Genomic DNA, 24,758 nt, shown 5'->3' with positions numbered 1-24,758 from the left:
CCGGGGTCAGCCGGTCAGGACCACCTGCAGTTCCGAGCGGCGGCGCTCGGCCAGGTCGGTCAGCAGGGTCGGCGCCTCGTCCAGCGGCGCCACGGCGGAGACCACGTGCTTGCGGATCTCCTCGCCGTACTGGCGCAGCAGCTCCACCGTCTCGGCGGAGAGCCGTTCCCGGTCCCAGGTCGGGGCGAGGCCACGGGGCACCCGGCCGATCTGCGCGCAGCGCAGCGACAGCCCGTTGTGGTGGAACTCCTCGCCGAGCCGGACCGCGTTCGCGCCGCCCTGGTAGAAGGCCAGGTCGATCACGGTGCCCTGGGGCCGCAGCAGCCGCAGCGCCAGCTGCAACGCCCAGTCCTGGCCCCGGCACTGGAACACCACGTCCGCGCCCCGGTCGCCGGCGGCGTGGTTCCACCGGGTCTTGAGCACCACCGCCGGGTCGTCGGCCTCCGGGTCGAGCGCCTCCAGGCCGAGCGCCTCGGCCACCTGACGGCGGGCCGGCGTCGGATCCACCACGACCACCGAGGCGGCACCGTAACGGCGGGCGAACAGAGCGGTGAGCAGGGCGACCACGCCGCTGCCGACCACCGCGACCCGGCGGCCGCGTACCCCGTCGCCGAGCGTGCGCACGTCGGTGCCGCACAGGTCGGCGGCGGCGTGCAGCAGCCCGTTGGCGCAGATCGGGCCCATGTGCGCGACGTAGACGCCGAGCAGCGGGTCGAGGTCGTCGGGCAGCGGCACGAACCGCTCGGCCACCGGGTCGGCGACCCAGCCGCTGCGGTGGCCGTACGTCATGGCGCCGACCGTGCCCACCGCGACCGCCGGGGTGCGGCTCTCCACCACCCGGCCGACCTGCATGTAGCCGAGCCGGGTCACCGGGTACGGGGTGCTCGCCCCGCCCGGCCGGAACAGCCCGAGCGCGGCGTCCCAGGTGACGTGCAGATAGGGGTTGGTGCCCTTGACGTAGCTCAGCTCGGTGCCGGCGGAGACGCCGCTGAAGAGCGTCTCCACCCGGAAGGCGCCCGCGCGAAGCTCGGCCGCTTCCTGCTCGACCAGCTCGACCCGGCCCGGGCCGCTGACCACCACCACCCGGTCACGCATCGACGCCCACCCCCGCGTCCGCGACCGCGGCGGTGAGCCGGGCCGCCGGGCCGGTGGGCAGCGCCACCGGACGGCCGGTCCGCGCCGACTCGGCGACCGCCAGCGCGAGCCGCTGGGTGCGCAGGGCCTCGGCGTACGGGACCCGGACGTCGTCGCCGACGCCCCGGACGGCGTCGACGAAGGCCCGGTCGACGGCGACCCGGGCGCCGTCCGGGTCGGCGGGCAGGTGCCGCTCGCCGTCCGCGTCGCGGATCGTCAGGCCGTCCTCGGCCAGCGACAGGGCCAGGCCGTCGGCGAGGATCTCCAGCCCGGCCCGGTGCTTCCAGGTGAGCACGCAGGCCGCGGCGAGCGTGCCGACCGCCCCGGAGGCGAAGCGCAGCGTGGCCGCGGTGACCGAGTCGATGTCGGCGCCGTCGACCGGCGGCGGCGTCCCGTCGCCGTACGCGGTCACCTCGGTGGCCTCACCGACCAGCAGCCGGACCAGGTCCAGCACGTGGGCGGCCTGCTCGACCACCGGGCCGCCGGAGCGGTCCCGCCGGGCCCACCAGGCGACCGGTGGCACCTTGTCCAGCCAGGCGCCGTTGACCATGCGCACCGGACGGTCCGCGAGCAGCCGCCGCGCCTCCTCGACCACGTGCAGGTAGCGCCAGTGGTGCCCGACGCCGGTCAGCAGGCCGCGCCGCTGCACCAGGTCGGCGATCCGCTCGGCCGTCTCCAGGTCGACCGCGACCGGCTTCTCCACGAACATCGGTACGCCGGCGGCGACGACCGCCTCCTCCGCCGGGCCGTGGGCGAACGGCGGCACGCAGACGTACACCGCGTCCGGGCCGGCGGCGAGCAGCTCCTCCACGTCCCGGAAGGTCCGCCCGCCGTGCGCGTCGGCGAGCGCCCGCGCCGCGTCCGGCGCGACGTCGGTCACCCCGAGCAGTTCCACGTCCTCGAACCCCGTGAGCACGCGGGCGTGGCGTTGCGCCACCCCACCGGCTCCGACCAGTCCCACCCGCATCCGACCGCCCCTCCCACCACGACTGAACGAACCGTCGACAGCACTCCCCTGGCCGGCGTCCCGCCAAACGCGAGGGGGTACGCAACGCAACGTTCATCCGCCGGGAACCACCCGGTACGCACCTGGTGATCGAGTTGTTAGGCAAGATCCGGTTAGCGCGGATGCGGTACTGGGAAAAACAGGAGTTCGCGATTCCGCCACTGATGGGGGTGCCCGTGCGGGATTCAGATGTGACCGTCTCACCGGTGGTGGAGGCGTGGGCCACGTACCGGACCAGTACGGCCGGCGACTGGCCGGCCCGTCGGCTGGTCCGGGCCAAGGGGAACAGCCGGGTCAGTGTGGTGCTGCCGGCGCGCAACGAGGAGGCCACGGTCGGCGCGATCGTGTCGACCATCCGGGAACACCTGGTGGACCGGGTGCCGCTGGTCGACGAGCTGATCGTGGTGGACTCCCGTTCCACCGACCGCACCGCCCAGGTGGCCCGCGCGGCCGGCGCCGAGGTGGTGAGCCAGGACGCGATGACGCGCGGCCTGCCGCGCCTGACCGGCAAGGGCGACGCGCTCTGGGCCGGGCTGGCGGCGGCCGAGGGGGACATCGTCGCGTTCGTCGACGCCGACCTGCGCGAGTTCCGGCCGCACTTCGTCACCGGCCTGCTCGGTCCGCTGCTCACCGATCCGAGCGTGGACTTCGTGAAGGGCTTCTACCACCGGCCCCTGGTCGGTGCGACGAGCGTCGAGCCCGACGGCGGCGGCCGGGTGACGGAGCTGATGGCCCGACCGCTGCTCAACCTGTTCTGGCCGGAGCTGGCCGGCTTCGTGCAGCCCCTCGCCGGTGAGTACGCCGGCCGCCGTGACGTCCTGGAGCGGGTGCCGTTCGTCACCGGGTACGGCGTCGAGACGGCCATGCTGATCGACCTGCTGGAGCTGGTCGGGCTGGACGCGCTGGCCCAGGTCGACCTGGGTGAGCGCAAGCACCGGCACCAGGACACCGCCGCGCTGGGCCGGATGTCGGCGCAGATCATGCTGACCGCCTGGTCGCGGCTGCAACGGCGCGGCTGGGCGGCGCCCGGGGTGGCACCGACCGCGCTGCTGACCCAGTTCCGTCGGGGCGGCTCGGAGGCACTGCCCAACCTCGACCGGGAGATCGTGGTCAACGACGTCTCGGTCGAGGAACGGCCGCCGCTGGCGCAGCTGCGGCACCGCATCCCGCACCGCCGGGTCGCCGCGTGAGACATCGGACGCAAAGAGAGGGCAGCGCATGACGCTCACCGTGCTGATGAACGCCGGTCCGTGGCTGTCCGTGCCGCCGCCCGGCTACGGCGGGATCGAGAACGTCGTCGCCACGCTGGTGCCGGAGCTGCGCCGGCTCGGCGTACGGGTGGTGCTGGCCTCGGTGGAGAGCAGCACGTTGCCGGTGGACGAGAAGATCGCGGTCTTCCCGGACGGGCAGTTCTCCGCGTTGCAGCGGCCGTACAACCAGGTCTGCGGCGTGTCGCAGGCGCACCTGGCCGGCGTGGTGCGGGCGTTGCACCGCCGCGACGACATCGACCTGGTGCACGACCACGTGGAGGCGGTCGGGCTGGCCACGATGGCCGCGATGGGCCCGGACGCCCCGCCCGCGCTGCACACGCTGCACTGGGACCTGGCCAAGCACCCGGAGCTGTACGGCACGCTCGACGGCGGCGACCGGGTCCGGGTGAACGGCGTGTCCGCGTCGCAGCTGGCCCGGGCGCCGCGGGCGTTGCGGGAGCACTCGGTCGGCCACGTGCACCTGTCCACGCCGCTCGCGGTGGACGCGGACCGCCGGCCGAGCACGCCGAAGGGCGACCACCTGGTGATCCTCGGCCGGATCAATCCGGGCAAGGGCCAGGACCTGGGCGCCCGGCTGGCCCACGAGGTGGGTTTCCCGCTGGTGCTGGCCGGCCCGGTCGGCCCGTACCACCGGCCGGAGGACCTGGCCGCGGCCGGGGACGAGGCCCGGCAGAACCCGGACGTGCGGTTCTTCCACGAGCACGTCGCCCCCTACGTCGACGGTGACCGGGTGCGCTGGGTGGGCACGGTGGCCGGGCAGGAGCGCGACGACCTGGTCGCCTCGGCGCGGGCGTCGTTGTTCCCGCTGCGGTGGGAGGAGCCGGGCGGGACGGCCGTGGTCGAGTCGCTGTCGCTGGGCACGCCGGTGGTGGCCACCGCCCGGGGCTGCCTGCCGGAGTTGATCGAGCACGGCCGCACCGGTCTGCTCACCGCGGACGAGCAGGAGCTGGGCGACCTGGTGCTGGCCGCCGGGCTGTTGGAGCCGGACGAGTGTCGGCGGGAGGCCGCGACCCGGTTCACCCCGGCCCGGATGGCCGAGCGGTACGTGGAGCTGTACGACCGGGTCCGCCACGGCGCCACGGTGCCGTTGCAGCCCGTCTGAGCGGGACCCCGGCCCACCCGTGCGGCGTTTGCCACCGGTGGGCCGGGGAAACCGTCGGTCCCGCGGTGGCGAGGAGGGCCGGCGTGACGAACTCGATGGCGCACTCCCGGGCCCGACGCAACCCGGCCGACGGGCGGGCGCCGGTGCGCCGGGTCGCCTCGGCGTTCGCCGTGTTCCTGCTGCTGCTCGGCGCGTTGGGTTTCGTGCCGGGGGTGACCAGCGCCTACGCCGACCTACGGTTCGCCGGGCCGGGATCGGGCGCGCGGCTGCTCGGGCTGCTTCAGGTCTCGGCGCTGCACAACCTCGTCAACCTGGTCCTCGGGGTGGCCGGTCTGGCGTTGGCCCGCACGGTCGCCGGCGCGCGGGCGTTCCTGCTCGGCGGCGGCGCGATCTTCCTGGTGCTCTGGCTCTACGACCTGGCGGTCGACCGGCGCAGCGCGGCGAACCTCCTGGCGGTCGACCGGGCCGGCACCTGGTTGCACCTGCTGCTGGGGGTGGCCATGCCGGCCCTGGGCCTGCTGGCCGGCCGGCGCGCGCACCGTCGCTGACCTGCCCCTCCCGGTCCCGATGCCCGGTTTCACCGGCCCATGCCCCGGGTACGTCCGTAGTCCTCCCCGACGGACAGAAGCGAGGGCCCGATGTCGACCCGGATCAGGTGCGAGGTCCGCGACGAGTCCCCGGTCACCGTGGTGCGGCTGGCCGGGGCGCTCGACCTGGGCACGATGCGCGCGGTGCACGAGGTGCTGGACCGGTGCCTCGCCGAGCAGCCGGACGCGCTCGTGGTCGACCTGGAGGAGATCGACGTCACCGAGCCGCTGGCGCTGTCCGTGTTCGCCGCGGCGGCCCGGCGGGCCGCCGACTGGCCGGCGGTGCCGATGGTCCTCTCCGCTCCCCCGCCGACGACGGCGGCGTGGCTGGCCGAGACGACCGCCTGCCGGGTGGTGCCGGTGCGCCGCGACTGCGCCGAGGCCACGGCGCTGGCCGGCACGGCGGCGTCGCCCCGGCTGCGGGCCCGGCTGGAGCCGGTCGCCGGGGCCTGCCGGCGGGCCCGGGAGCTGGTGACCGAGGCGTGCGGCCGGTGGGACGTGCCGGAGCTGGCCGGTCCGGCGTCGCTGGTGCTCAGCGAGCTGGTCGGCAACGTGGTCCGGCACGCCGGCACCCCGATGCAGGTCACGTTGACCCTGCGGCGGCCGTACCTGCGGGTGGCGGTGCTCGACGGCAGCCCGGCCGACGCGCGGGCGGCGACCGGCCGTGACCCGCGGGCGGAGGGGGGCCGAGGGCTGATGCTGGTCCGCGAGTTGGCCCAGCGCTGGGGCAGCACGCCGGTCGGCGCCGGCAAGGTCGTCTGGGCCATGCTCCCGGCGAACTGACCGAATTCTCCGCTCTCGCCTGGTTACATGGGCAGAGGGCCGGGTACGCGCGCCCGTCCTGTCTGTCGTCACACGGGGTGAGATGCCATGCCCAAGCGGGTAGTCACGGAGCCGGCACGAGACCGGGGGCCCGCGATTCTCGCGCCGGCCCGGTTCGGGGGATATCCCGGCCCCGTCCGGGAGGCGGTGAAGGGCAACGCGCTGTGGCGGTTGCTGCGGACCACCGACGCGAAGGTGATCGGGCTGCTCTACCTGAGCACGTCGTTCATCTTCTTCCTGATCGGGGGCGTGCTGGCCCTGGTGATCCGGGCCGAGCTGGCCCGGCCGGGGATGCAGTTCCTCTCCCCCGAGCAGTACAACCAGATGTTCACCATGCACGGCACGATCATGCTGCTGCTGTTCGCCACCCCGCTGGTCTTCGCGTTCGGCAACTACATCGTGCCGCTGCAGATCGGCGCACCCGACGTGGCGTTTCCACGCCTGAACGCGTTCGCGTACTGGCTGTACCTGTTCGGCGGCACGATGGTCATGGCGGGGTTCGTCACCCCGCAGGGTGCGGCGGACTTCGGTTGGACCGCGTACACGCCGCTGAGCACCGCGCAGCACAGCCCGGGCGTCGGGGCGAACATGTGGGTGGTCGGCCTGGCCATCTCCGGTCTCGGCACCATCCTCGGCGCGGTCAACCTGATCACCACGATCCTCACCCTGCGCGCCCCCGGCATGACCATGTTCCGGATGCCGATCTTCACCTGGAACATGCTGCTCACCAGCGTCCTGGTGATCTTCGTGTTCCCCCTGCTGGCGGCCGCGCTGTTCGCGCTCGCCTCGGACCGGATCCTGCACTCGCACGTCTACGACCCGACCACCGGCGGCCCGATGCTGTGGCAGCACCTGTTCTGGTTCTTCGGGCATCCCGAGGTCTACATCGTGGCGCTGCCGTTCTTCGGCATCATCACCGAGATCATCCCGGTCTTCTCCCGTAAGCCGATCTTCGGCTACACCGGCCTGGTCCTGGCCACCGTCGCCATCACGGTGCTGTCGATGAGCGTGTGGGCGCACCACATGTTCGCCACCGGCCAGGTGCTGCTGCCGTTCTTCAGCATCCTCAGCTACCTGATCGCGGTGCCCACCGGCGTGAAGTTCTTCAACTGGATCGGCACCATGTGGAAGGGGCAGATCACGTTCGAGACGCCGATGCTGTTCGCGGTCGGCTTCCTCGTCACGTTCCTGCTCGGCGGCCTCACCGGCGTGCTGTTGGCCAGCCCGCCGGTGGACTTCCACGTCACCGACTCGTACTTCGTGGTGGCGCACTTCCACTACGTGCTCTTCGGCACCATCGTGTTCGCCGCGTTCGGCGGGGTCTACTTCTGGTTCCCGAAGATGACCGGCCGACTGCTCGACGAACGACTCGGCAAGATCCACTTCTGGACCATGTTCGTCGGCTTCCACGCCACCTTCCTGGTGCAGCACTGGCTGGGCAACGAGGGCATGCCGCGCCGCTACGCCGACTACCTGCCCAGCGACGGCTTCACCGTGCTGAACGAGATCTCCACGGTGGGCTCGTTCGTCCTCGGCGCGTCGACGCTGTTCTTCATCTACAACGTGTGGAAGTCGTGGCGCTACGGCGCCATGGTCACGGTGGACGACCCGTGGGGCTTCGGCAACTCGCTGGAGTGGGCCACCACCTGCCCGCCGCCGCTGCGCAACTTCGACCGGATGCCCCGGATCCGCTCCGAGCGGCCGGCCTTCGACGCCAAGTACGGGCCGCTCGTCTCCGACCTCGGCCGGGACCTGCCCCAGCGCAGCACCAAGCCGCCGCAGCACTTCGCGGAGGAGATACACCACGAGCGGCGGGTGCCGGAGTCGCCGGCCGCGGAAGGCGCGCACGGCGCCCGCGAGGCCGTGGAGTACCAGCCCGCGCCGCAGTCCGGCGCGCGGCCGGTCGACGTGCCCGAACCGGAGGGGGTGATCCGGCCCAGCTTCGACCAGACCGACGAGCCGGAGGACACCATCCTCGGCGCGGAACGAGGGGATCCGCCGAACGACCGGTGGCGACACCCGCGCGGGCACGGCGACACCCGGGAGAACTGAGCGGGACGGGGGCCGGCCGCGTCGGGCGCCGGCCCCCGTCCCGGGTACGCCGAACGCCGGCTCCCCGTTCGGGAGCCGGCGTCGCGTATGCGCGTCAGTCGGCGGCGGGCAGGCCGGCGGCGGCCAGCGAACGGCGTACCGCGGGCTGCACCCGGGTCAGCCGCAGCGGCACCCCGGTCCGCACGGCGGCGTCCCGGCCGGCCATCAGGGCGGCGATCCCGCCGGCGTCGAAGCCGCCCGCGCCGACCAGGTCGACGATGACCTCGCGGGGCTGCCCGGTGACCGCCTCCAGCATCGCCCGGCGCAACTGGTCCGCGCCGGCCCGGTCCACCTCGCCGCCGACCTCGACGACCACCCGGTCGCCGTTCTGCCGCACCGAGATCCGGGCCTTCGCCGGTTCGGTCTCGGCCGTGCCGTTCTGCCACGGCGGCGGGGCGTCGGCGAGCATCGCCTGGCGCAGCCAGGTCAGCGCCCGGGACAGCAGGCGGGAGACGTGCATCTGCGAGATGCCGAAGCGGGCGGCGATCTCCGCCTGGGTCTGGTTGCCGTAGAAGCGCATGGCCAGGATCCGCCGCTCCCGCCAGGGCAACCGGTGCAGCAGGCCGCTGACCGTCACCCGGTCGTCGACCGACTCCAGCGCGTTGTCGGACTCGCCGACCAGGTCGCCGAACTCGGCCGAGCTCTCCCCACCGACCGGCGCGTTGAGCGAGGCCGGGCTGTAGCCGGCGGCCGACTCCAGCGCGGCGAGGATCTCCTCCTCCGGCGTCTCCAGCCGTTCCGCCAGCTCGGCCACGGACGGGGCCCGGGACAGCTCGCTGGTCAACGTCGCCGTCGCCTGCCCCACCTCCAGGATCAGGTCGCGCAGCCGGCGTGGCACGTGCACGCCCCAGGTGCGGTCCCGGAAGTGGCGTTTGATCTCGCCGACGATGGTGATGGCCGCGTACGCGGTGAACGAACCCCGCTCCGGGTCGTACCGGTCGACGGCGTTGACCAGACCGAGCCGGGCCACCTGCTCCAGATCCTCCAGCGGTTCCCCGCGTCCCCGGTAGCGGCGGGCCAGCCGGCCGGCGAACGGCAACGCGAAGCGGACCAGGTCGTCCCGCGCCTCCTGCCGCCGCTCGGGTGGCAGCCCCTCGATCCGGGCCGCGTACGCGAGCGCCGCCGCGTCGAGATCCTCCAGACCCCGCTCGTTGGTCGGTGGTGTGGGTGTCGTGGTGGTCTGACCGAACATCCGCGCCTCCCTCGCCGAAGATCCCCCCGCCCGGTCGGAACCGGTCGTGCGCGTGGTCGGACCACGCACCGGGTGAGGAAGTTGGTTACGTGACGGACACGTCGAAAGCGGTGGCTGCCCGCCGCACGGCGTCGTGGGCCGTTCCGCGGCGAGCGGTCTTCCCGCTCCGTAGGTACTCAATCACGGACCGCAGGATCGCGAGGATGTTTCGCCAGGTTGGCCGGCCGGCCGGGGCCGCCGGCGCGGGCGCCGCGCTCAGCAGACCAGCAGACCCTGGTGCGCGCCGGAGTCCCGGAGCGCGGCGAGGGCCTCGGCCATCCGCAGCGGCGGCGGCGCGGGCAGGTCGCAGGGCTGGTTGCGCAACACCTCCGTGGCACGTCGGGTGGGAACCGAGGTGACCGGGTAGCCGCGGGCCGCGCCCCGGTCGAGGGCCCGCCGGCGCCGCCCGAAGCCCGCCACCGCGAGCCACTGGGGCAGCCCGGCGAGCGCGGGCGAGCGGAGCCCGGGCGGTTCCGGCAGCACGTCCACCGACGTGAACGGCTCGCTGCCGGCCAGCCACCACTCCGCGCCCTCGACCCGGCGGCGGGTGGCGTTCTCGCACCAGTAGGGCACCAGGCCGGCCCGCAGCACCTGCGCCGGGTCGAGCAGCCGGCCGCACTCCACGACCAGCCGGTCGCCGGTCTTGCCGGCCCGGCGCAGCCACCGGCGGTACAGGTCGGCGGTCGCCGCGCTGAGCGCGTCCGGCTGCGGCACCACCACCCGGTGCAGCGGGTGCCCGTGCCGGTCGCCCCACTCCCGGGCGGCGTGCTCGAAACCGGACTCCACGCCGTGTTCGGCGAACGCGGCCGGCAGCGTGACCTCCGGCGCGGCCCAGCGCGTCTCCTCGCCGCCGGCCGCGCGCAGCACCTGGCGCAGCCCGTGCGCGTCCGGGTGGAAGTCGACCGGGTCCAGCCCACTGGTCGGGCAGCCGGCCTGGAAGCTGTGCCCGTCGCCGGTGTCCCGCACCGGCCACGTGCGCGCGTCGTGCAGCAGCAGCACCGGCGCCGCCGGTTCCAGCCGGTCGGCCAGGAACCCCGCGTACGCCGTGGGCAGCGTGCGCCAGCGGGCGGTGAGGGTCACGGTGGCGCCGGCCGCCACGCCCCGGCTGGCCGGGCAGTGCACCTGCCGCACGTGCAGCCGGGGGTTGCCGGCGAGCAGTCGCCCGGCCAGCGCGGCGCCGTGGTCGTACGCCCGGTCCGGGCGGTCCACCGCGCCCCGGCTCCAGGTCGCCGCGAGTTCGAACCCCGCCGGCAGCCAGGGCACGCCGAGCGCCACCGCGAGGTGGGCCGCCGCGCCGTGCGGTGAACCGAGCACCGCTCCGGGCCAGCGCCGGTCCGGGTACTGCTCGACGAACCAGCCGGCCACCCGTTCGGCGTCGACCCGGGCCACCTGGGCGGCGCTCAACGCGGCCCGACCGGCCGCGCGGCCGGCGGCGGCGCGGCGCACCGGCTCGGGCGTGCCGGGGAGCCGGGACAGCGCCGCGGGGTGGCCGAGGTCGCCGCAGTCGTCGCCGCGCAGCGCCCGGGCGGTGGCGGCCACCAGGAGCCGGGCGGCGCTGCCCGCCGCCACCACCCGGTCACCGGGCAGCCCGGCGCCGGTCGCCGGTCCCGACTGTGCTCGTTCGCTCACCACGCGGGCCGGCTTCCCGTCCCTCTGTGGTCTAAACGGGGCATCTCCCCACGGCGCGGACCAACGCCCGCTCGGGCGACCGCACCGCCCGGGACACCCAGGTACGCCGTCGCGCCGCTCCCCCGCCGCCGTGGACGCAACGGCACGTGGGAGCGGGTTTGGGCCGGACCGGGACGGGCACTGCACCGCGCATGCCCGACGACGAGAGCACCCCGGCCGCGACCATCACCCCGTACCGGGACGGACCGCTGCTGGTGCGCGGCGACTTCGCGCTGGTGACCCCGGAAGGGGAACCGATCGAGACGCGCCGGGGCACGATCGCGCTCTGCCGGTGCGGCAAGAGCGCGATCAAACCGTTCTGCGACGGCACGCACAAGGTCGCCGGCTTCCGCGGTTAAGGAAGGGCCCCTTCTTAACGCCTCCGGTAGAGGAAGGGACCCCTCTTAACACTTGGTCACGCGGCGGCGAGAGCCCGGTCCGACGAGCGCAGCGACGAACCGCCGGCGGACCAGGCGGAGAGCACGTGGTCGGCGAAGAGACGGTCCACCGCCAGCGCCGCGGCCGCCCCGAACAGCACGTCGGCGGCGAGGGCCGGCTCCGCGCGGACCAGCCCGCCGCACAGGTCGTACGCGGCGATCTGCTCGTGCACCGCGTCGGCCTCGACGTGCTCGTCGTAGAAGCGGGTGGCCACCGCGTCGACACCGAGCCGCCGCAGCCCGTTGCCGTAGCGACGGTTCGGCAGCGACGAGGTCATCTCGTACGCGGCCAGGTGTCCGAGCAGCGCCCCACGCAGCCGCCGGTGCAGGCCGAACAGCGACATCAGGTTGTTGGTCGCCAGCGTGACCGCCGGAACCCGGTCCAGGTGGACGCCGTAGCCGGTGTCCAGGTCGAGCCGCTCCATGGTGGCGCGGAACAACTCGGCGTGCATCCGGTCCAGCCGGCCGTTGCCGTACTCGTCCATCTGGATCTCCACGAGCGCGGCCTTGGCCGCGCCGCCGAGCCGGGGCAGGGCCCAGCTGTGCGGGTCGGCCTCCCGCAGGTGGTAGATCGAGCGGTGGGTGACGAACTCGCGGAACTGGTCGAGGTCGGCCCGGCGTTGCAGCGTGGCGGCGAGCGGCGGACCGTCGTCGGCCGCCACCAGGTCGGTCAGCGCGCCCGGCAGCGCCGCCGGCAGCACCGCCGGCAGCGGCCCGGCCAGCCGGCGCAGCGCCGCCTCGAACGGCCGCTCGGCCCGCGCCCGCAGGGCCAGCAGCGAGGGTTCCCACTCCCAGTCGTCGGCGACCCCCCGCCAGCCCCGGTAGTGCAACTCGTAGCAGAGAAAGAGGGTGAGCTGGAGGTCCTCGTCGACCAGCGGCTCGGCCACCGCCCCGAACTCGACGCCCAGCCCGGCCGGCAGGTCGCCGGGCGCCGCGCGCAGCGCGTCGAGCAGGGCGGCGGAGACCGGCCCGCGTGGCCCGGGCAGCGGGGCGGGGCCGTAGCGACGGTCGGTGGGGGCGGCGGGCATCTGACCTCCTGAGGTGACTGCCTCGAGGCAGTGCCCTGACGTGAGCTGGCTAAACGAGGTCCTCCGCCGCGATGGCCTCGGTCTGGTTCACCCGCTCCCGCACCCGGCGCGCGGCGTCCCCGTCGGCCACCAGGCCGCGCAGGTCCGCCAACGCCGGCTCCGGCACGTCCAGCGCCACGGCCGGGTCGACCACCGCCTCCAGCACGCTCGGCCGGTCCGCCGCCAACACCTCGTCCCAGGCCGCGCCGACCAGTTCCGGCCGGTCCACCCGGACGCCGTGCAGCCCGAGCAGTCGGGCCCACCCGGCGTACGGCACGGCGGCACGCCGGTCGGCGAGAACGCCCGGCGGCCGTCCCCCGCCCACGCCGGACTGGTCCCGGTTGTTCAGCACCAGCACCACCAGCCGCGGGTCCCGCCACTCGGTCCAGTGGTGCGCCACCGTGATCAGCTCGGCCAGGCCGTTGAGCTGCATCGCACCGTCGCCGAGCAGCGCGATCACCGGCTCGTCCGGTCGGGCCAGCTTGGCGGCCACCGCGTAGGGCAGGGCGCAGCCCATCGAGCCGAGCGTGCCGCAGAGCCGGGCCTGCACGCCCGGGGGCAGTTCCAGGTGCCGGGCGTACCAGTAGACGACCGAGCCGACGTCGACGGCGACCGAGGCCCGCTGGGGCAGCCGGGCCGACAGCTCGCGGAGCACGAGCTGCGGGTTGACCGGCTCGGCCGGGGCGGCGGCGCGCTCCGCGGCGGCCTCCCGCCACCGGTCCACCGACCTCTCCACCACGCCCCGCCACTGCCCGTTGCGCCGCTCCGGCACCCGGGTCAGCAACGCGCGCAGCGTCTCGGCGGCGTCGCCGACCAGCGGCACGTCGACCGGGTAGCGGGTGCCGATCCGCCGGCCGTCGATGTCGATCTGGATGGTGCGGACCTGACCGACCAGCGGGAACCAGTCGGTCCACGGGTCGTTGGTGCCGACCATCAGCAGCGTGTCGCAGCCGCCCATCAGCTGCGCGGCGGCCGTGGTGCCGACCTCACCGAGCACCCCGGTGTGGAAGGGCAGCCGCTCGTCCAGCACCGGCTTGCCGAGCAACGACGTGGCCACGCCGGCGCCGAGCCGGTCGGCGAGCGCGACGATCTCCTCCTCCGCGCCGTGCGCGCCCTGACCGACCAGGAGGGCCACCCGCGCCCCGGTGCCCAGCAGCGCGGCGGCGGCGTCCAGGTCGGCCTCGTGGGGCAGCACCCGGGCCAGCGGTTCGCCGGGCGTCGCGGTGACCACACCGGCGGTCTGCGGCAGCAGGTCCGGCACGACCGTCACCTGCAGGGCCCGCGGCAGCACCACGCAGGTCGGGCTGCGGGTGGCCGCCGCGGTGCGGAACGCCTGGTCCAGCAGCGCCGGCACCTGCTCCGGGCTGCGGCCGTAGCGGACGAACTGGTTGCACACGTCGCCGAAGAGCCGGCTCAGGCCGATCTCCTCGTGCGCGCCGCCGAGCGGGCCGCTGACGTCCTCGCCGATGATCGCCACCACCGGCTTGCTGTCCAGCTTGGCGTCGTAGAGGCCGTTGAGCAGGTGCACCGCGCTGGGGCCCTGGGTGGCCAGGCACACCCCGATGCCGCCGGTGAACTTGGCGTGCCCGGTGGCCATGAACGCGGCGGTCTCCTCGTGCCGGGCGGGGACGAACTCCGGGTCCCCGCCCGCCTCGTCCAGCGCGGCCAGCATCGGCGCGATCGCCGCGCCGGGATAGCCGAAGGCCCGCGGCACCCGCCAGGCCCGCAGGCGTTCGACCACCAGGTCGGCGACGGTACGCTCAGCCATCGCCCCGCCCCGGGGTGCCGGCGTCGACGTAGCGCAGCACCGCGCCGACCCCGTCGGTCAGCTCCGGCGCCTCCTCCGGCGCGAGCACCGTCACGTCGGCGTCGGTGCCGATCAGCGCGCGCAGCAGCGCGGCGTCGGCGCGTACCCTCTGCGGGTCGGCCACCGACATGCCGGCCAGCTGCGCCGGGTCGGTGGCGATCTCGGTCGGCTCGGGCCCGACCCACAGCTCGCCGTCGGCGGAGGCGTCGTCGACGATCAGCATGGTGTCGACCTGGTTGCGTTGCAGCGCGGCGACGACCGCGTCGAGGCCGGCGCCGACGTCCTCCTGCACGCCGAACCGGTCGAGCGCGGCGGCGATCCGACGGTCGGCGACCTCGGCGACCGTCTGCACCGTGATGTCGTCCATCAGCGTGTCGTCCGCGCCCGGGTCGCGGGATCCGGCGTCGGTGCGGACCAGCACGTCCTGCCACCGCTCGGGCAGCTGGGCGGCGATCATCCCGGTGGCCCGGACGTCCCCGGCGACGACGACCACGTCGGCGCCCACCCGCTCGGCCAGGTCGGCCGTGGCCGCCGCGGCGTCACCGGCGTTCTGGTGCCAGGCCTCCATGGCGGCCCGCTGGTAGCGGGACTGCGACCAACCGCCGGGCTGCACGCGCCGCAGCTGCCGGCTCTGCCCACCGGCCACCTGGGCCCGTCGGGGCACCCCACCGGCGCTGACCGCCATCGCGTCCGCGCCGGTGCGGTCGGCCAGCACCCGCACCCAGGCCACCTGTTCGCCCCGTTGGGCGACGAGCGGCATGGTGTGCGGCAGGGCGGACCAGGTGGCCAGGTCCCGCAGCGGCGGCGCGGAGAGGTACTCGGTGAGCACCACCCGACCCCGGGTGGCGAAGACCGCGATGCCGTAGTCGCCCGGCATCGGGTCGTGCCGGCGGACCACCTCCTCCACCGCCTCGACGGTGACCGGATCGGCGCCCTGGGCCAACAGGTTCCCCTTGAGGGCACGCCATCGCAGGTCGACCTGCGGACGGGCGTCGTGGGTGTCCCGGGAGGCGTCCAGATACACCGAGCACCAGGGCCCGGGACGGTCGTAGAGCGGGCGCAGGAAGGACAGCTGCATGCTCGACCCCTTTCCAGCTCGGCCGCACGCATACCCGCGCCCCGGCCGATGTCACCTTCCACCGGTGGGGCGTGACCGCCGTTCATTCACGTCGTTCAACCCGAAGGACCGATACCATCTGTGCACGGAACGGAACTCTCGGTGGTGAACATGGACACGGAGCTGCACACCCGACGCGTCGTCCGGCCGACGGAACGCATCGTCACCGGGCGCCTGGTGCGGCTGATGGAGGGTTACGCCCGGGAGGTCCGGGTGGGACAGCCGGCGCTGGTGGCGGTGCTGACCGCGGCCGGGGTGGTGGGGCTGCTGCTGCGGGTGGTGCGCGCGTTGCTCAGCAACGGCGGCGGAGGCGCCCGGCGCAGCTTCAAGGAGCTCAAGAAGGGGCCGGAGTTCCTGGTCACCCCGGTCCGGGTGCGCGACGCCGCCGACCGGCTGGTCGAGGTCGAGCTGCACGGCCACCTGCCGCAGAGCGCGCTGCACCCGGGCGACCACGTCCAGCTCACGCTGCGCCCGCAGCGCGACGGCGACCTGCCGCCCCGGATCGAGCGGATCGTCAACCTCACCACCGGGCAGCTGCTCACCCCGCGTACCGCGACGCTCTGGTCGCACCTCGGGCCGGCGCTGCTGCTGCAGGCGGCGCTCGGCGCGGTGCTGGTGCTCGGCGTCGCCGCCTGCTCCGCCCTGACCTGAAAGGAAGGGCCCCCTTTTAACGCCTGCGGTAGAGGCGGGGCCCCTTGTTAACCACCGACGCGGGTGAGCGGGGGCTCGGCGGGCACGGCGGGAGCGGCGAGGAGGCCACGGCGACGGGCCCAGCGCTCGAACAGCACGGTGGCGAACGGGGGCACGGCGCTGGCCAGCGCCAGCCCGGTCTGCACCAGCGACCAGCGGCGGCGCCGGGCCACCACGAGCGCCAGCAGCCCGTACGCCACGAAGAGCCCGCCGTGGATCGGGCCGAAGATCTGCACGCCGATCTCGTCGCGCGGCGGCCCGTACTTGACCGCCATGCCGGCCAGCAGCGCCGCCCAGGAGCACGCCTCGGCGATCGCCGCCCACACGAACGCCCGGATCCACCCGTCGCGCATCAACACTCCCCCTTCGGCCGGCGGCCCATGGTAGCCGGCCGCCCGGTGACCAGGTGTTAAAAGGGGGCCCCGCCTATGCACGAGGCGTTAAGAGGGGGCCCTTCCTTACCACCGGGGATCAGCGGGGGCGGCACGGGGTACAGAAAAGGTCCTTCAGGCCTTTCCTGACCCGCCGCTCCGTGCGAGGTTGGGAGGACCAACGGTGACAGGGTGGTGACCATGGGCGAGGACGTCGGCGTGCGCACCTTCAGCCGGGAGGACCGGGCCCGCTACCGCGACAAGGTACGGCGGTGCCTCGACGTCTTCGCCGAAATGCTGCGCGAGTCCCGGTTCGACGTGGAACGGCCGATGACCGGGCTGGAGATCGAGCTGAACCTGGTCGACGACGGGTTCGACCCGGCGATGCGCAACGCCGACGCGCTGGAGGCGATCGCCGACCCGGCGTTCCAGACCGAGCTGGGCCAGTTCAACGTGGAGATCAACGTTGCGCCGCGCCGGCTCGCCGGCACCGGCACCGCCCAGTTCGAGGAGCACGTGCGGGCCAGCCTCAACGCCGCCGAGGAGAAGGCCCGCACCGTCGGCGCGCACATGGTCATGATCGGCATCCTGCCGACGCTGCGCCCGGAGCACCTGACCGCGTCCTCGCTGTCGGCCAACCCGCGCTACGCGCTGCTCAACGAGCAGATCTTCGCCGCCCGGGGCGAGGACCTGCCGATCGCGATCAGCGGGGTGGAGCGGCTGGCCACCACCGCCGACACCATCACGCCCGAGGCCGCCTGCACCAGCACCCAGTTCCATCTTCAGGTCAGCCCGGCGCAGTTCGCCGACTACTGGAACGCCGCCCAGGCGGTCGCCGGCATCCAGGTGGCCCTCGGCGCGAACTCCCCGCTGTTCTTCGGCCGGGAGCTGTGGCGGGAGACCCGGGTCCCGCTGTTCCAGCAGGCCACCGACACCCGGGCGGAGGAGATCAAGGCCCAGGGGGTACGCCCGCGGGTGTGGTTCGGGGAACGCTGGATCACGTCGGTGTTCGACCTGTTCGAGGAGAACGTGCGCTACTTCCCGGCGTTGCTGCCGGTCTGCGACCCGGAGGACCCGGCGACCACGCTGCACAGCGGCGGGGTGCCGAAGCTCGCCGAGCTGCGCCTGCACAACGGCACCATCTACCGCTGGAACCGGCCGGTCTACGACGTGCTGCGGGGCCGCCCGCACCTGCGGGTGGAGAACCGGGTGCTGCCGGCCGGGCCGACCGTGCTGGACACGGTCGCCAACGGCGCGTTCTACTTCGGCGTGGTCCGGGCGCTGGCCGAGTCGGACCGCCCGCTCTGGTCCCAGATGTCGTTCAGCGCCGCCGAGGAGAACTTCAACGCCTGCGCCCGGCACGGCATCGACGCCCAGGTGTTCTGGCCCGGCCTGGGCTACCTGCCGGTGACCGAGCTGGTGCTGCGCCGGTTGCTGCCGCTGGCCCACCACGGGCTCGACCGCTGGGGCCTGGACCCGGTGGAGCGGGACCGACTGCTCGGCATCGTCGAGCAGCGCTGCCTGACCGGCCGCAACGGCGCGACCTGGCAGGTGGAGACGTTGCACCGGTTGGAGTCCGCCGACCACCTGGACCGGCCGGCCGCGTTGCGGGAGGTGGTCCGCCACTACGTGGACCTGATGCACAGCAACCGTCCGGTGCACGAGTGGCCGATCCCCTGACCGTCACGGGGTGGGGAACGACCGGTCCCCGAACAGCACACCCCGGGCCGCGGCGCGCCCGATCGGCGTCCGCAGGAGGGTGAACGCCGCCGTCGCGACGGCCGGCGTGCGCACCTGGGCCAGTCCCCGGCGCAGCGTCAGCCGGCCCCGGAAGCGGGCCCGCAGGGCCGCGCCGTCGTAGCGGCGCACGGCTTCGGGGCGGCCCGTGCGCAACGCCTCGTCGAGGACGTCCGCGGCGTGCGCGGACAGCCGCAGGCACGGGTCGAGGCCGCCGGCGGTGAGCGGGCTGACCGCGCCCGCCGCGTCGCCCACCAGCAGTCCGTCCGGGCAGCCGATGCGGCGCAGCAGCCCGCCGACCGGGATCGGCCCGCCGCGCCGCTCGACCCGCTCGGGTCGGCCCGCGCCGGGCAGTCCCGGGGCCGTCGCGGCGAACCGCCGCAGCGCGTGCCGGAGCCCGCCGGGGAAGCGGTCGGGGTAGCCGGCGACGCCGACGTGGGCGTGCCGCCCGTCGTTGACGACCCAGGCCAGGTAGCCGGGTGCGAGCGTGGGGTCGAGCACGCAGTGGAACGTGGGTGGACCCTCGCCGGCGGGAACCCCGAAGACCTCCTCGGCGCCGACCAGCAGGTGGCGGTTGCGGTCCAGGCGCAGGTCGCGGGCCACCCGGGAACGGGCGCCGTCGGCGCCGACGACGAACCGGGCGCGGACCTCGACCGGCCCGTCGGGCCCGTGCAGCGCGAGGGCGTCGGCCCGCCGGCCGGTGTAGCGGGTGCCGAGCGCGATCCGCACGCCGGCGTCGGCGGCGGCGTGCGCGGCTGCCGTGTAGAGCCCCGCCATGTCGCCGACGCGGTACTCGTCGCGCCCGCTGTCCAGCGTCACCGGGCGGCGCAGCCCGGGCGGGTAGAGCACGACGCGCCGGATGGGCGGGCCGAGGCAGTCCTCGGGCAGCGGGAAGTCGTCGAGCGTGCGGCGGACGAAGATCCCGGTGGTGCGGATCGCGCCGGCCAGGGTGGGTCGCCGGTCGACCAGCAGCACGTCGTGGCCGTGCCGGGCGAGCAGCGTGGCGGTGTGCAGCCCGGCCAGTCCGGCGCCGACAACCAGCACGTCGAGATCGTTCATATATCGAGTTTCGGCGTCTAGCTATCGAAAATCAATCGGTGCGCGGCGGCGTCACCCGAAAACGACGGCGAACACCAACGCGCCGACGGCGGCCAGTGGCAGCGCCACGGCCGCCGCGAGCAGCCGCGTCCGGGCGGTACGCCCGACGAGCACGACCAGCAGCGCGGCGAGCGCCAGGTCGATCGGGACGTTCCACCATCCGCCCGGGTAGCCGGACCGCGCCCGACCGACGAAGCGCAGCGCCTCCTCGACGAACACGGCCGCCGGCAGCGCGACGCCGAGCACGCCCCGCCACCCGTCGGCGCGGGCCCAGGTGCCGGCCGGGCCGAACACCACGCCGGCGAGCACCCCGAGCACCATCCAGAGCAGCGAGCTGGGTGCCGCGACCACGGCGAGGTCGTCGCCCTGGAGCAGCGTGGCCGCCAGGTAGTAGCTCGGCACCGCGACCACCAGCAACACGGCGGCGGCCACGGCGGCCCGCACCGCGCCGCACCGGACCCACCAGCCGAGCGCGAACGCGGCGACCGCCCAGACGGCGGTGGAGTTGCCGAGTTCGGCGAGCGGGTACGGCACCCACCTGATCCAGACGAAGTCGAGGAAGCCGAGCAGGAAGCCGGCGAGGGGGGCGACCAGGGTCAGGCGGCGACGCGAGGGAGGCATGCGCGGGAGCATACTGAGTATGCTCTCCGGCTCGTCCGTCGGCTCAGCGCAGGGCGTCGAGCGTCACCACGATCGCCGCCCGGCTGACCTCGACCATCCGGCTTGCTCTCCTGCGCCGGCATCCACCGGCTCGCGTGCCGTCAGGCCGTGGCGCAGCGCTCCCGCAGGGTGGGCAGGCCGGGCCCGGTGAGGTCGTCACAGTAGGCGACCCGGCCCGCCATCGCCATGGTCAGCGCCAGCGTGGTGCCGCTGACCAACGGGCCGGCTCCGGCGGCGAAGGGACCGTCGGTCGCCTCGATCCGCAGGCCGTCGACGGCGCTGCGCCCGGCCACGGTGAAGTCCCGCCTCGCGTAGAAGGCGGCGACCGGCGTGACCGCCTCGACCGGCGGCGTCCGGTCCAGTCCGAGCGGACGCCGGATGTCCTGGGCGTGCACGATCACCTCACCGAGCCAGGCCTCGGTCGGCCCGAACGTCGACGTGGTGCTGCCGAGAACCCGGCGGAACCGGTCGAGCGTCTCCCCCGGATCAGCGCCCCGGTGCTCCGCCAGCCGGCGGTCGTTGTGCCGGTCGAAGTCGAACCGGGCGCCGAGCACGCTGGCCACCCAGCGGGCCCGGCCGACGCTCGCCGCGGCGGTGAGGTGCGCGACCACCTCCTCGACCGTCCAACGGCCGCACAGCGAGGGCTGCGCCCACCGCGCCGGGTCGAGCGCGGCCAGGTCGTCGGCGAGGGCGGCACGCTCGGCGTGGGTGAGCGCCCACAACTCGTCGCGGGTCGGGGTGTCGGACATGGAACCTCCACGGTCGGGTCGTCGGAGGTCAGACCGCGCCCCGCCGCCGAACTCACCGGTGCACCGCGGACCGCGACGCTCAGAGGGAGACGATCGCCGCGCTCTCGGCCGGCAGCTCGATGCCGTCGCGCATCACCGTGACCCCCTCGGAGGTCGCCAGCAGCACCCGGCGGACCACCCCGGGCAGGTTCACCCGCTGCGGCCGGTCCGCCAGGTTGGCCACCACCAGCGTCGAGCCTCGGCGCATCACCAGGAACTGGTCGCCGTGGCGCACCTCGACCCGGTGCAGCCGGGGGTCGGACAGGTCGGCCCGGGACCGGCGCAGCGCGATCAGCCGCCGGTGGAACTCGTACATCTCGCGGTGTTCGGGCTTGTCCAGCTCGGCCCAGTCCAGCCGGGACCGCAGGAACGTCTGCGGGTCCTGCGGGTCCGGCACGTCCCCCTCCGGCCAGCCGTGCGCGGCGAACTCGCGCCTGCGGCCGGTGGCCACCGCCGTCGCCAGCTCCGGCTCCGGATGGCTGGTGAAGAACTGCCACGGCGTCGTGGCAGCCCACTCCTCCCCCATGAACAGCATCGGGGTGAACGGCGCGGTCATCAGCAGGGTGGCGCCGACCCGCAGCAGCCCGGGCGAGAGCGTGGCGGAGATCCGGTCACCGGTGGCCCGGTTGCCGATCTGGTCGTGGTTCTGCAGGTAGGCGACGAAGCGGTGACCCGGGGTACGCTGCCGGTCGACCGGTCGGCCGTGGCTGCGATTGCGGAAGCTGGACCAGGTGCCGGCGTGGAAGAACGCGCCGGTCAGCACGTCGGTGAGGCACTCGAGGGAGCCGAAGTCGCCGTAGTAGCCCTGCCGCTCGCCGGTGAGCAGCGTGTGCAGCGCGTGGTGGGCGTCGTCGTTCCACTGGGCGTGCAGGCCGTAGCCGCCGGCCTCGCGCGGCGTGATCAGCGTCGGGTCGTTGAGGTCGCTCTCGGCGATCAGCGACAGCGGCCGACCGAGGTGCGTGGACAACGCCTCGACCTCGGTGGCCACCTCCTCCAGCCAGTGGGTGGCCCGACCGTCCGGCATCGCGTGCACGGCGTCCAGCCGCAGCCCGTCGACGTGGTAGTCGCGCAGCCACATCAGCACGCTGTCGACGATGTAGCGGCGCACCCCGTCGGAGTGCGGACCGTCCAGGTTGACCGTGCGGCCCCAGGTGTTGCTCTGCTCGGTGAGGTACGGCGCGAAGCGCGGCGCGTAGGCCCCGGAGGGCCCGAAATGGTTGTAGACGACGTCGAGGATCACCCCCAGGCCCTTGGCGTGGGCCGCGTCGACGAACCGCTTCAACCCGTCCGGCCCGCCGTAGGGCTCGTGCGGGGCGTACCAGCAGACGCCGTCGTAGCCCCAGTTGTGCTCGCCGTTGAACGCGTTGACCGGCAGCAGCTCGACCAGGTCGACGCCGAGGTCGACCAGGTGGTCGAGCCGGGCGATCGCGCCGTCGAACGTGCCCTCCGGGGAGAACGTGCCGATGTGCAGCTCGTAGAGGACGCTGCCGGGCAGTTGCCGACCGGTCCAGGCCGCGTCGGTCCAGTCGAACGCGGCGTGCGAGTAGAGGCGGCTGGGGCCGTGCACCCCGGCCGGCTGCCACGCCGACCGGGGGTCGGGCAGCGCCTGCTCGTCGTCGTCGAGCAGGAACGCGTAGTCGGTGCCCGGGCCCGCGTCGGGCACCTCGACCCGCCACCAGCCGGACCGCCCGGGGCGCATCTCGTGGTCGGCGACGCCGGGCAGGCGCAGCCGCACCCGGGCGGCCTCGGGCGCCCACACCGTGAACTCGGTCATGCGGCGGCCTCCACAGAGTCGGTGGGTGCGAGGAGGGCGACGGGGTAGGTGCTCAGCAGATCATCCAGGAGCAGCTCAGAACCACTGTAGACCCGACCGGTGAACAAGTCGGTGCACTCGTGAACGGGAAGTGACAGGGTGGTGTCCCGCCAGCCGCCCGAGCGGGCCAGCCGCAGCGGCAGCCGGGTCGCCACCGCGACCGCGCCACCCCGGTCGAAGGCCACCGCGTGCGCGCCGGCCGGTCCGTGCGCCGGCACCGGCCGGTAGCCGGCGAACAGCTCCGGGCGGTCGCGGCGCAGGCGCAGCGTCCGGGAGACCACGAGCAGCTTGGCCGCGCCGTCGGCGGCCACCGCCGGCCGCCAGCCGGCGTCGAGCCGGGCCAGCGTCCTGCGGCGTACGGCGAAGTCGACCGGCCGCCGGTTGTCCGGATCGACCAGGGAGTTCTCCCACAGCTCGGTGCCCTGGTAGGTGTCCGGAACGCCGGGCATGGTGAGCTGGACCAGCTTCTGCCCGAGCGAGTTCGACCAGCCGGCCGGGGTGATCTCGTCGGCGAACGCGGTGATCTGCGCGTGCAGCTCCGGGTCGTCGTACATCCGGTCGACCAGGGCGTGCATCTCGTGCTCGAACGCCGGGTCGGGGTCGGCCCAGCTGGTGCTGACCGACGCCTCCCGGGCGGCCTTCTCGGCGTACCCGTGCAGCCGGTCCCGCTCGATCGGCCAGGCGCCGACGGCGGTCTGCCAGAGCAGGTGGGCCAGCGCCGGGTCGGCCAGCGGGGCCCGGGACATCCAGTCGGTCACCCGCTCGGCCCAGCGGCCGGGCATCTCGCTGAGCACGGCGAGCCGGGCCCGCACGTCCTCGCCGCGCTTGGTGTCGTGGGTCGACAGCGTGGTCATGCTCGCCGGCCACCGCACCTGGCGGGCGGCGGCGAACCGGTGCAGCTCCGCCGGCGGCACCCCGAAGTGGGCCGGGCTGCCGCCCACCTCGTTGAGCGCCACGAACCGGCTCCACCGGTAGTAGGCGGTGTCCTCCACGCCCTTGGCCATCACCGCGCCGGTCAGCTGCGGGAACCGGGCGGCCAGCTCGTGGTCGGGGTCGCGGAGCCGGGCGGTGACGGCGTCCAGCACGCCGGTCAGGTCGGGCCGGCGCCGGCCGGCCTCGCTGCGGGCGGCGGCGAGGTGCCGTGCCCCCTCGGGCGGGTAGCCGCGGTAGACCGGGAAGCACGCGGCCAGCTCGGCCAGGGCGGCGCGGACCTGCTCGCGCGGCAGCTCGGGGACGAGCGCGGCGAGGCGGGTCAGCTCGGCGGCGAGCAGCCGGGTGGCGGCCTCCAGCTTGGTGCCGTGGGTCAGGTCCTCCCAGGAGGTGTGCCGGCCGGTGAGCCGGCCGTCCAGCGCGGTGAAGTCCGGTTCGGCGTCCGGGTCGACGAACAGCCCGCTGACCGCCGCCAGGGCGTCGTAGCCGGTGGTGCCGTCGACCGGCCAGTCCGGCAGGTCCTCGCCGTACTCCAGGATCTTCTCCACCACCAGCCAGCGCTCCGGCGCGGCCGCGCGCAGCCGGGCCAGGTAGCCGGCCGGGTCGCGCAGGCCGTCCGGGTGGTCGACCCGGATGCCGTCGACGTCGCCGGCGTCGACCCAGCGCAGGATCTCCGCGTGCGTGGCGTCGAAGACCGCCGGGTCCTCCACCCGCAGGCCGGCCAGGTCCGACACGGCGAAGAACCGGCGGTACGTCAGCTCGGCGTCCCCGCGCCGCCAGTTCACCAGCTCGTAGTGCTGCCGGTCGTGCACCTGCCGGGGCGTCCCGCCGCCGGTGCCGTCGGCGATCGGGAAACGGTGCTCGTGGTAGCGCAGCTCGCCGTCGACCAGCTTGAGGTCGTCGAGCGCGTCGGGAGCGTCGGCGAGCACCGGCAGCAGCAGCCGGCCGCGGTCCCAGTCGATGTCGAACCAGTCCGCGTACGCCGAGTCGCGGCCCCGGCGCAGCACGTCCCACCAGGCCGGGTTGGCCTCCGGACGGGCCACCCCGGCGTGGTTGGGCACGATGTCGACGACCAGGCCCAGCCCGGCCGCGCGCAGCGCCCGGACCAGGCGCCGCCGGCCGGCCTCGCCGCCCAGCTCCGGGTTGACCGCCCGGGGGTCGACCACGTCGTAGCCGTGTTGCGAGCCGGGGGTGGCGGTGAGCAGGGGCGCGGTGTAGAGGTGGGTGACGCCGAGCGCGGACAGGTAGTCGGCCAGCTCGGCCGTGGCGTCCAGGTCGAAGCCGGGGCGCACCTGCACCCGGTAGGTGGAACGAGGGGTGTCGGGCATGGG

General features: G+C 74.5%; 21 protein-coding genes. 8 read left to right on the top strand and 13 right to left on the bottom strand.

Annotated elements, in window-relative coordinates:
- Positions 1–6: 6 nt before the first annotated feature.
- A complete protein-coding gene (locus ACN27B_RS23145; RefSeq protein WP_422741516.1) occupies positions 7–1,095 on the bottom strand; it encodes a zinc-binding dehydrogenase in 1,089 nt (362 codons plus the stop codon).
- On the bottom strand, positions 1,088–2,101 hold the full coding sequence (locus tag ACN27B_RS23140; RefSeq protein ID WP_091575354.1) for a Gfo/Idh/MocA family protein: 1,014 nt from the start codon (positions 2,099–2,101) through the stop codon (positions 1,088–1,090). The genes ACN27B_RS23145 and ACN27B_RS23140 overlap by 8 nt, the downstream gene beginning before the upstream one ends.
- A gap of 203 nt (positions 2,102–2,304) precedes the next feature.
- Between ACN27B_RS23140 and ACN27B_RS23135 the strand changes: the two genes are divergently transcribed.
- The 5 genes from ACN27B_RS23135 to ctaD all read left to right on the top strand — a co-directional run bounded on the left by ACN27B_RS23135 (position 2,305) and on the right by ctaD (position 7,974).
- The gene (locus ACN27B_RS23135) at positions 2,305–3,330 is read left to right on the top strand and encodes a glucosyl-3-phosphoglycerate synthase (protein ID WP_172967991.1); all 1,026 of its coding nucleotides are present in this window, start codon (positions 2,305–2,307) and stop codon (positions 3,328–3,330) included.
- A 28-nt stretch (positions 3,331–3,358) separates the two neighbouring features.
- Positions 3,359–4,513, top strand: a complete 1,155-nt coding sequence (locus ACN27B_RS23130; RefSeq protein ID WP_099161276.1) for a glycosyltransferase — start codon at positions 3,359–3,361, stop codon at positions 4,511–4,513.
- A 95-nt stretch (positions 4,514–4,608) separates the two neighbouring features.
- Positions 4,609–5,061 carry a DUF4383 domain-containing protein gene (locus ACN27B_RS23125; RefSeq protein ID WP_091577706.1) on the top strand — a complete coding sequence of 151 codons (453 nt, stop codon included), beginning with the start codon at positions 4,609–4,611 and terminating at the stop codon, positions 5,059–5,061.
- 90 nt (positions 5,062–5,151) lie between these two features.
- Entirely contained in the window at positions 5,152–5,883 is a 732-nt protein-coding gene (locus ACN27B_RS23120; RefSeq protein ID WP_099161278.1) for an ATP-binding protein, read from the top strand.
- 87 nt (positions 5,884–5,970) lie between these two features.
- Positions 5,971–7,974 carry a cytochrome c oxidase subunit I gene (gene ctaD, locus ACN27B_RS23115; protein WP_422741515.1) on the top strand — a complete coding sequence of 668 codons (2,004 nt, stop codon included), beginning with the start codon at positions 5,971–5,973 and terminating at the stop codon, positions 7,972–7,974.
- Between the two features lie 94 nt (positions 7,975–8,068).
- On the opposite strand, the gene ACN27B_RS23110 is transcribed toward ctaD, so the two are convergent.
- Both ACN27B_RS23110 and ACN27B_RS23105 read right to left on the bottom strand, forming a co-directional pair.
- Positions 8,069–9,205: a SigB/SigF/SigG family RNA polymerase sigma factor gene (locus tag ACN27B_RS23110; protein ID WP_099161280.1), complete on the bottom strand. Its 1,137-nt coding sequence runs from the start codon at positions 9,203–9,205 to the stop codon at positions 8,069–8,071.
- Positions 9,206–9,460: 255 nt separating this feature from the next.
- Positions 9,461–10,876 carry a hypothetical protein gene (locus ACN27B_RS23105; protein ID WP_422741514.1) on the bottom strand — a complete coding sequence of 472 codons (1,416 nt, stop codon included), beginning with the start codon at positions 10,874–10,876 and terminating at the stop codon, positions 9,461–9,463.
- A 188-nt stretch (positions 10,877–11,064) separates the two neighbouring features.
- On the opposite strand from ACN27B_RS23105, the gene ACN27B_RS23100 reads away from it, so the two are divergent.
- On the top strand, positions 11,065–11,271 hold the full coding sequence (locus ACN27B_RS23100; RefSeq protein ID WP_422741513.1) for a CDGSH iron-sulfur domain-containing protein: 207 nt from the start codon (positions 11,065–11,067) through the stop codon (positions 11,269–11,271).
- Between the two features lie 56 nt (positions 11,272–11,327).
- On the opposite strand, the gene ACN27B_RS23095 is transcribed toward ACN27B_RS23100, so the two are convergent.
- The 3 genes from ACN27B_RS23095 to ACN27B_RS23085 are packed head-to-tail and all read right to left on the bottom strand — an operon-like array spanning position 11,328 to position 15,301.
- On the bottom strand, positions 11,328–12,377 hold the full coding sequence (locus ACN27B_RS23095) for an iron-containing redox enzyme family protein (protein ID WP_422741512.1): 1,050 nt from the start codon (positions 12,375–12,377) through the stop codon (positions 11,328–11,330).
- A 49-nt stretch (positions 12,378–12,426) separates the two neighbouring features.
- Positions 12,427–14,184, bottom strand: a complete 1,758-nt coding sequence (locus tag ACN27B_RS23090) for a thiamine pyrophosphate-binding protein (protein WP_422741511.1) — start codon at positions 14,182–14,184, stop codon at positions 12,427–12,429.
- A complete protein-coding gene (locus ACN27B_RS23085; RefSeq protein ID WP_099161285.1) occupies positions 14,177–15,301 on the bottom strand; it encodes a Vms1/Ankzf1 family peptidyl-tRNA hydrolase in 1,125 nt (374 codons plus the stop codon). Before ACN27B_RS23085 ends, ACN27B_RS23090 begins: the two co-directional genes overlap by 8 nt.
- Before the next feature lie 141 nt (positions 15,302–15,442).
- On the opposite strand from ACN27B_RS23085, the gene ACN27B_RS23080 reads away from it, so the two are divergent.
- Positions 15,443–15,991, top strand: a complete 549-nt coding sequence (locus ACN27B_RS23080) for a hypothetical protein (protein WP_172967992.1) — start codon at positions 15,443–15,445, stop codon at positions 15,989–15,991.
- Between the two features lie 47 nt (positions 15,992–16,038).
- Here the strand turns inward: ACN27B_RS23080 and ACN27B_RS23075 are convergent, their stop codons facing one another.
- On the bottom strand, positions 16,039–16,383 hold the full coding sequence (locus tag ACN27B_RS23075; RefSeq protein WP_099161286.1) for a DUF3817 domain-containing protein: 345 nt from the start codon (positions 16,381–16,383) through the stop codon (positions 16,039–16,041).
- A gap of 219 nt (positions 16,384–16,602) precedes the next feature.
- On the opposite strand from ACN27B_RS23075, the gene ACN27B_RS23070 reads away from it, so the two are divergent.
- Positions 16,603–18,081: a glutamate--cysteine ligase gene (locus ACN27B_RS23070; RefSeq protein WP_099164613.1), complete on the top strand. Its 1,479-nt coding sequence runs from the start codon at positions 16,603–16,605 to the stop codon at positions 18,079–18,081.
- Between the two features lie 3 nt (positions 18,082–18,084).
- On the opposite strand, the gene ACN27B_RS23065 is transcribed toward ACN27B_RS23070, so the two are convergent.
- From ACN27B_RS23065 to treY, 5 genes are all read right to left on the bottom strand, one after another.
- The gene (locus tag ACN27B_RS23065) at positions 18,085–19,197 is read right to left on the bottom strand and encodes an NAD(P)/FAD-dependent oxidoreductase (protein WP_099161287.1); all 1,113 of its coding nucleotides are present in this window, start codon (positions 19,195–19,197) and stop codon (positions 18,085–18,087) included.
- A 51-nt stretch (positions 19,198–19,248) separates the two neighbouring features.
- Positions 19,249–19,857, bottom strand: a complete 609-nt coding sequence (locus tag ACN27B_RS23060; RefSeq protein ID WP_253866494.1) for a DUF6518 family protein — start codon at positions 19,855–19,857, stop codon at positions 19,249–19,251.
- A gap of 140 nt (positions 19,858–19,997) precedes the next feature.
- Positions 19,998–20,645 carry a maleylpyruvate isomerase family mycothiol-dependent enzyme gene (locus ACN27B_RS23055; RefSeq protein ID WP_357629196.1) on the bottom strand — a complete coding sequence of 216 codons (648 nt, stop codon included), beginning with the start codon at positions 20,643–20,645 and terminating at the stop codon, positions 19,998–20,000.
- A gap of 79 nt (positions 20,646–20,724) precedes the next feature.
- Positions 20,725–22,458: a malto-oligosyltrehalose trehalohydrolase gene (gene treZ / locus ACN27B_RS23050; protein ID WP_355520501.1), complete on the bottom strand. Its 1,734-nt coding sequence runs from the start codon at positions 22,456–22,458 to the stop codon at positions 20,725–20,727.
- Positions 22,455–24,755: a malto-oligosyltrehalose synthase gene (gene treY / locus ACN27B_RS23045; RefSeq protein ID WP_422741510.1), complete on the bottom strand. Its 2,301-nt coding sequence runs from the start codon at positions 24,753–24,755 to the stop codon at positions 22,455–22,457. The genes treZ and treY overlap by 4 nt, the downstream gene beginning before the upstream one ends.
- Positions 24,756–24,758 lie beyond the last annotated feature (3 nt).

Source organism: Micromonospora sp. WMMD754 (assembly GCF_049315235.1).
Taxonomy (GTDB): Bacteria; Actinomycetota; Actinomycetes; order Mycobacteriales; family Micromonosporaceae; genus Micromonospora; species Micromonospora sediminicola.
This window is presented reverse-complemented; position numbering and strand designations above follow the sequence as displayed.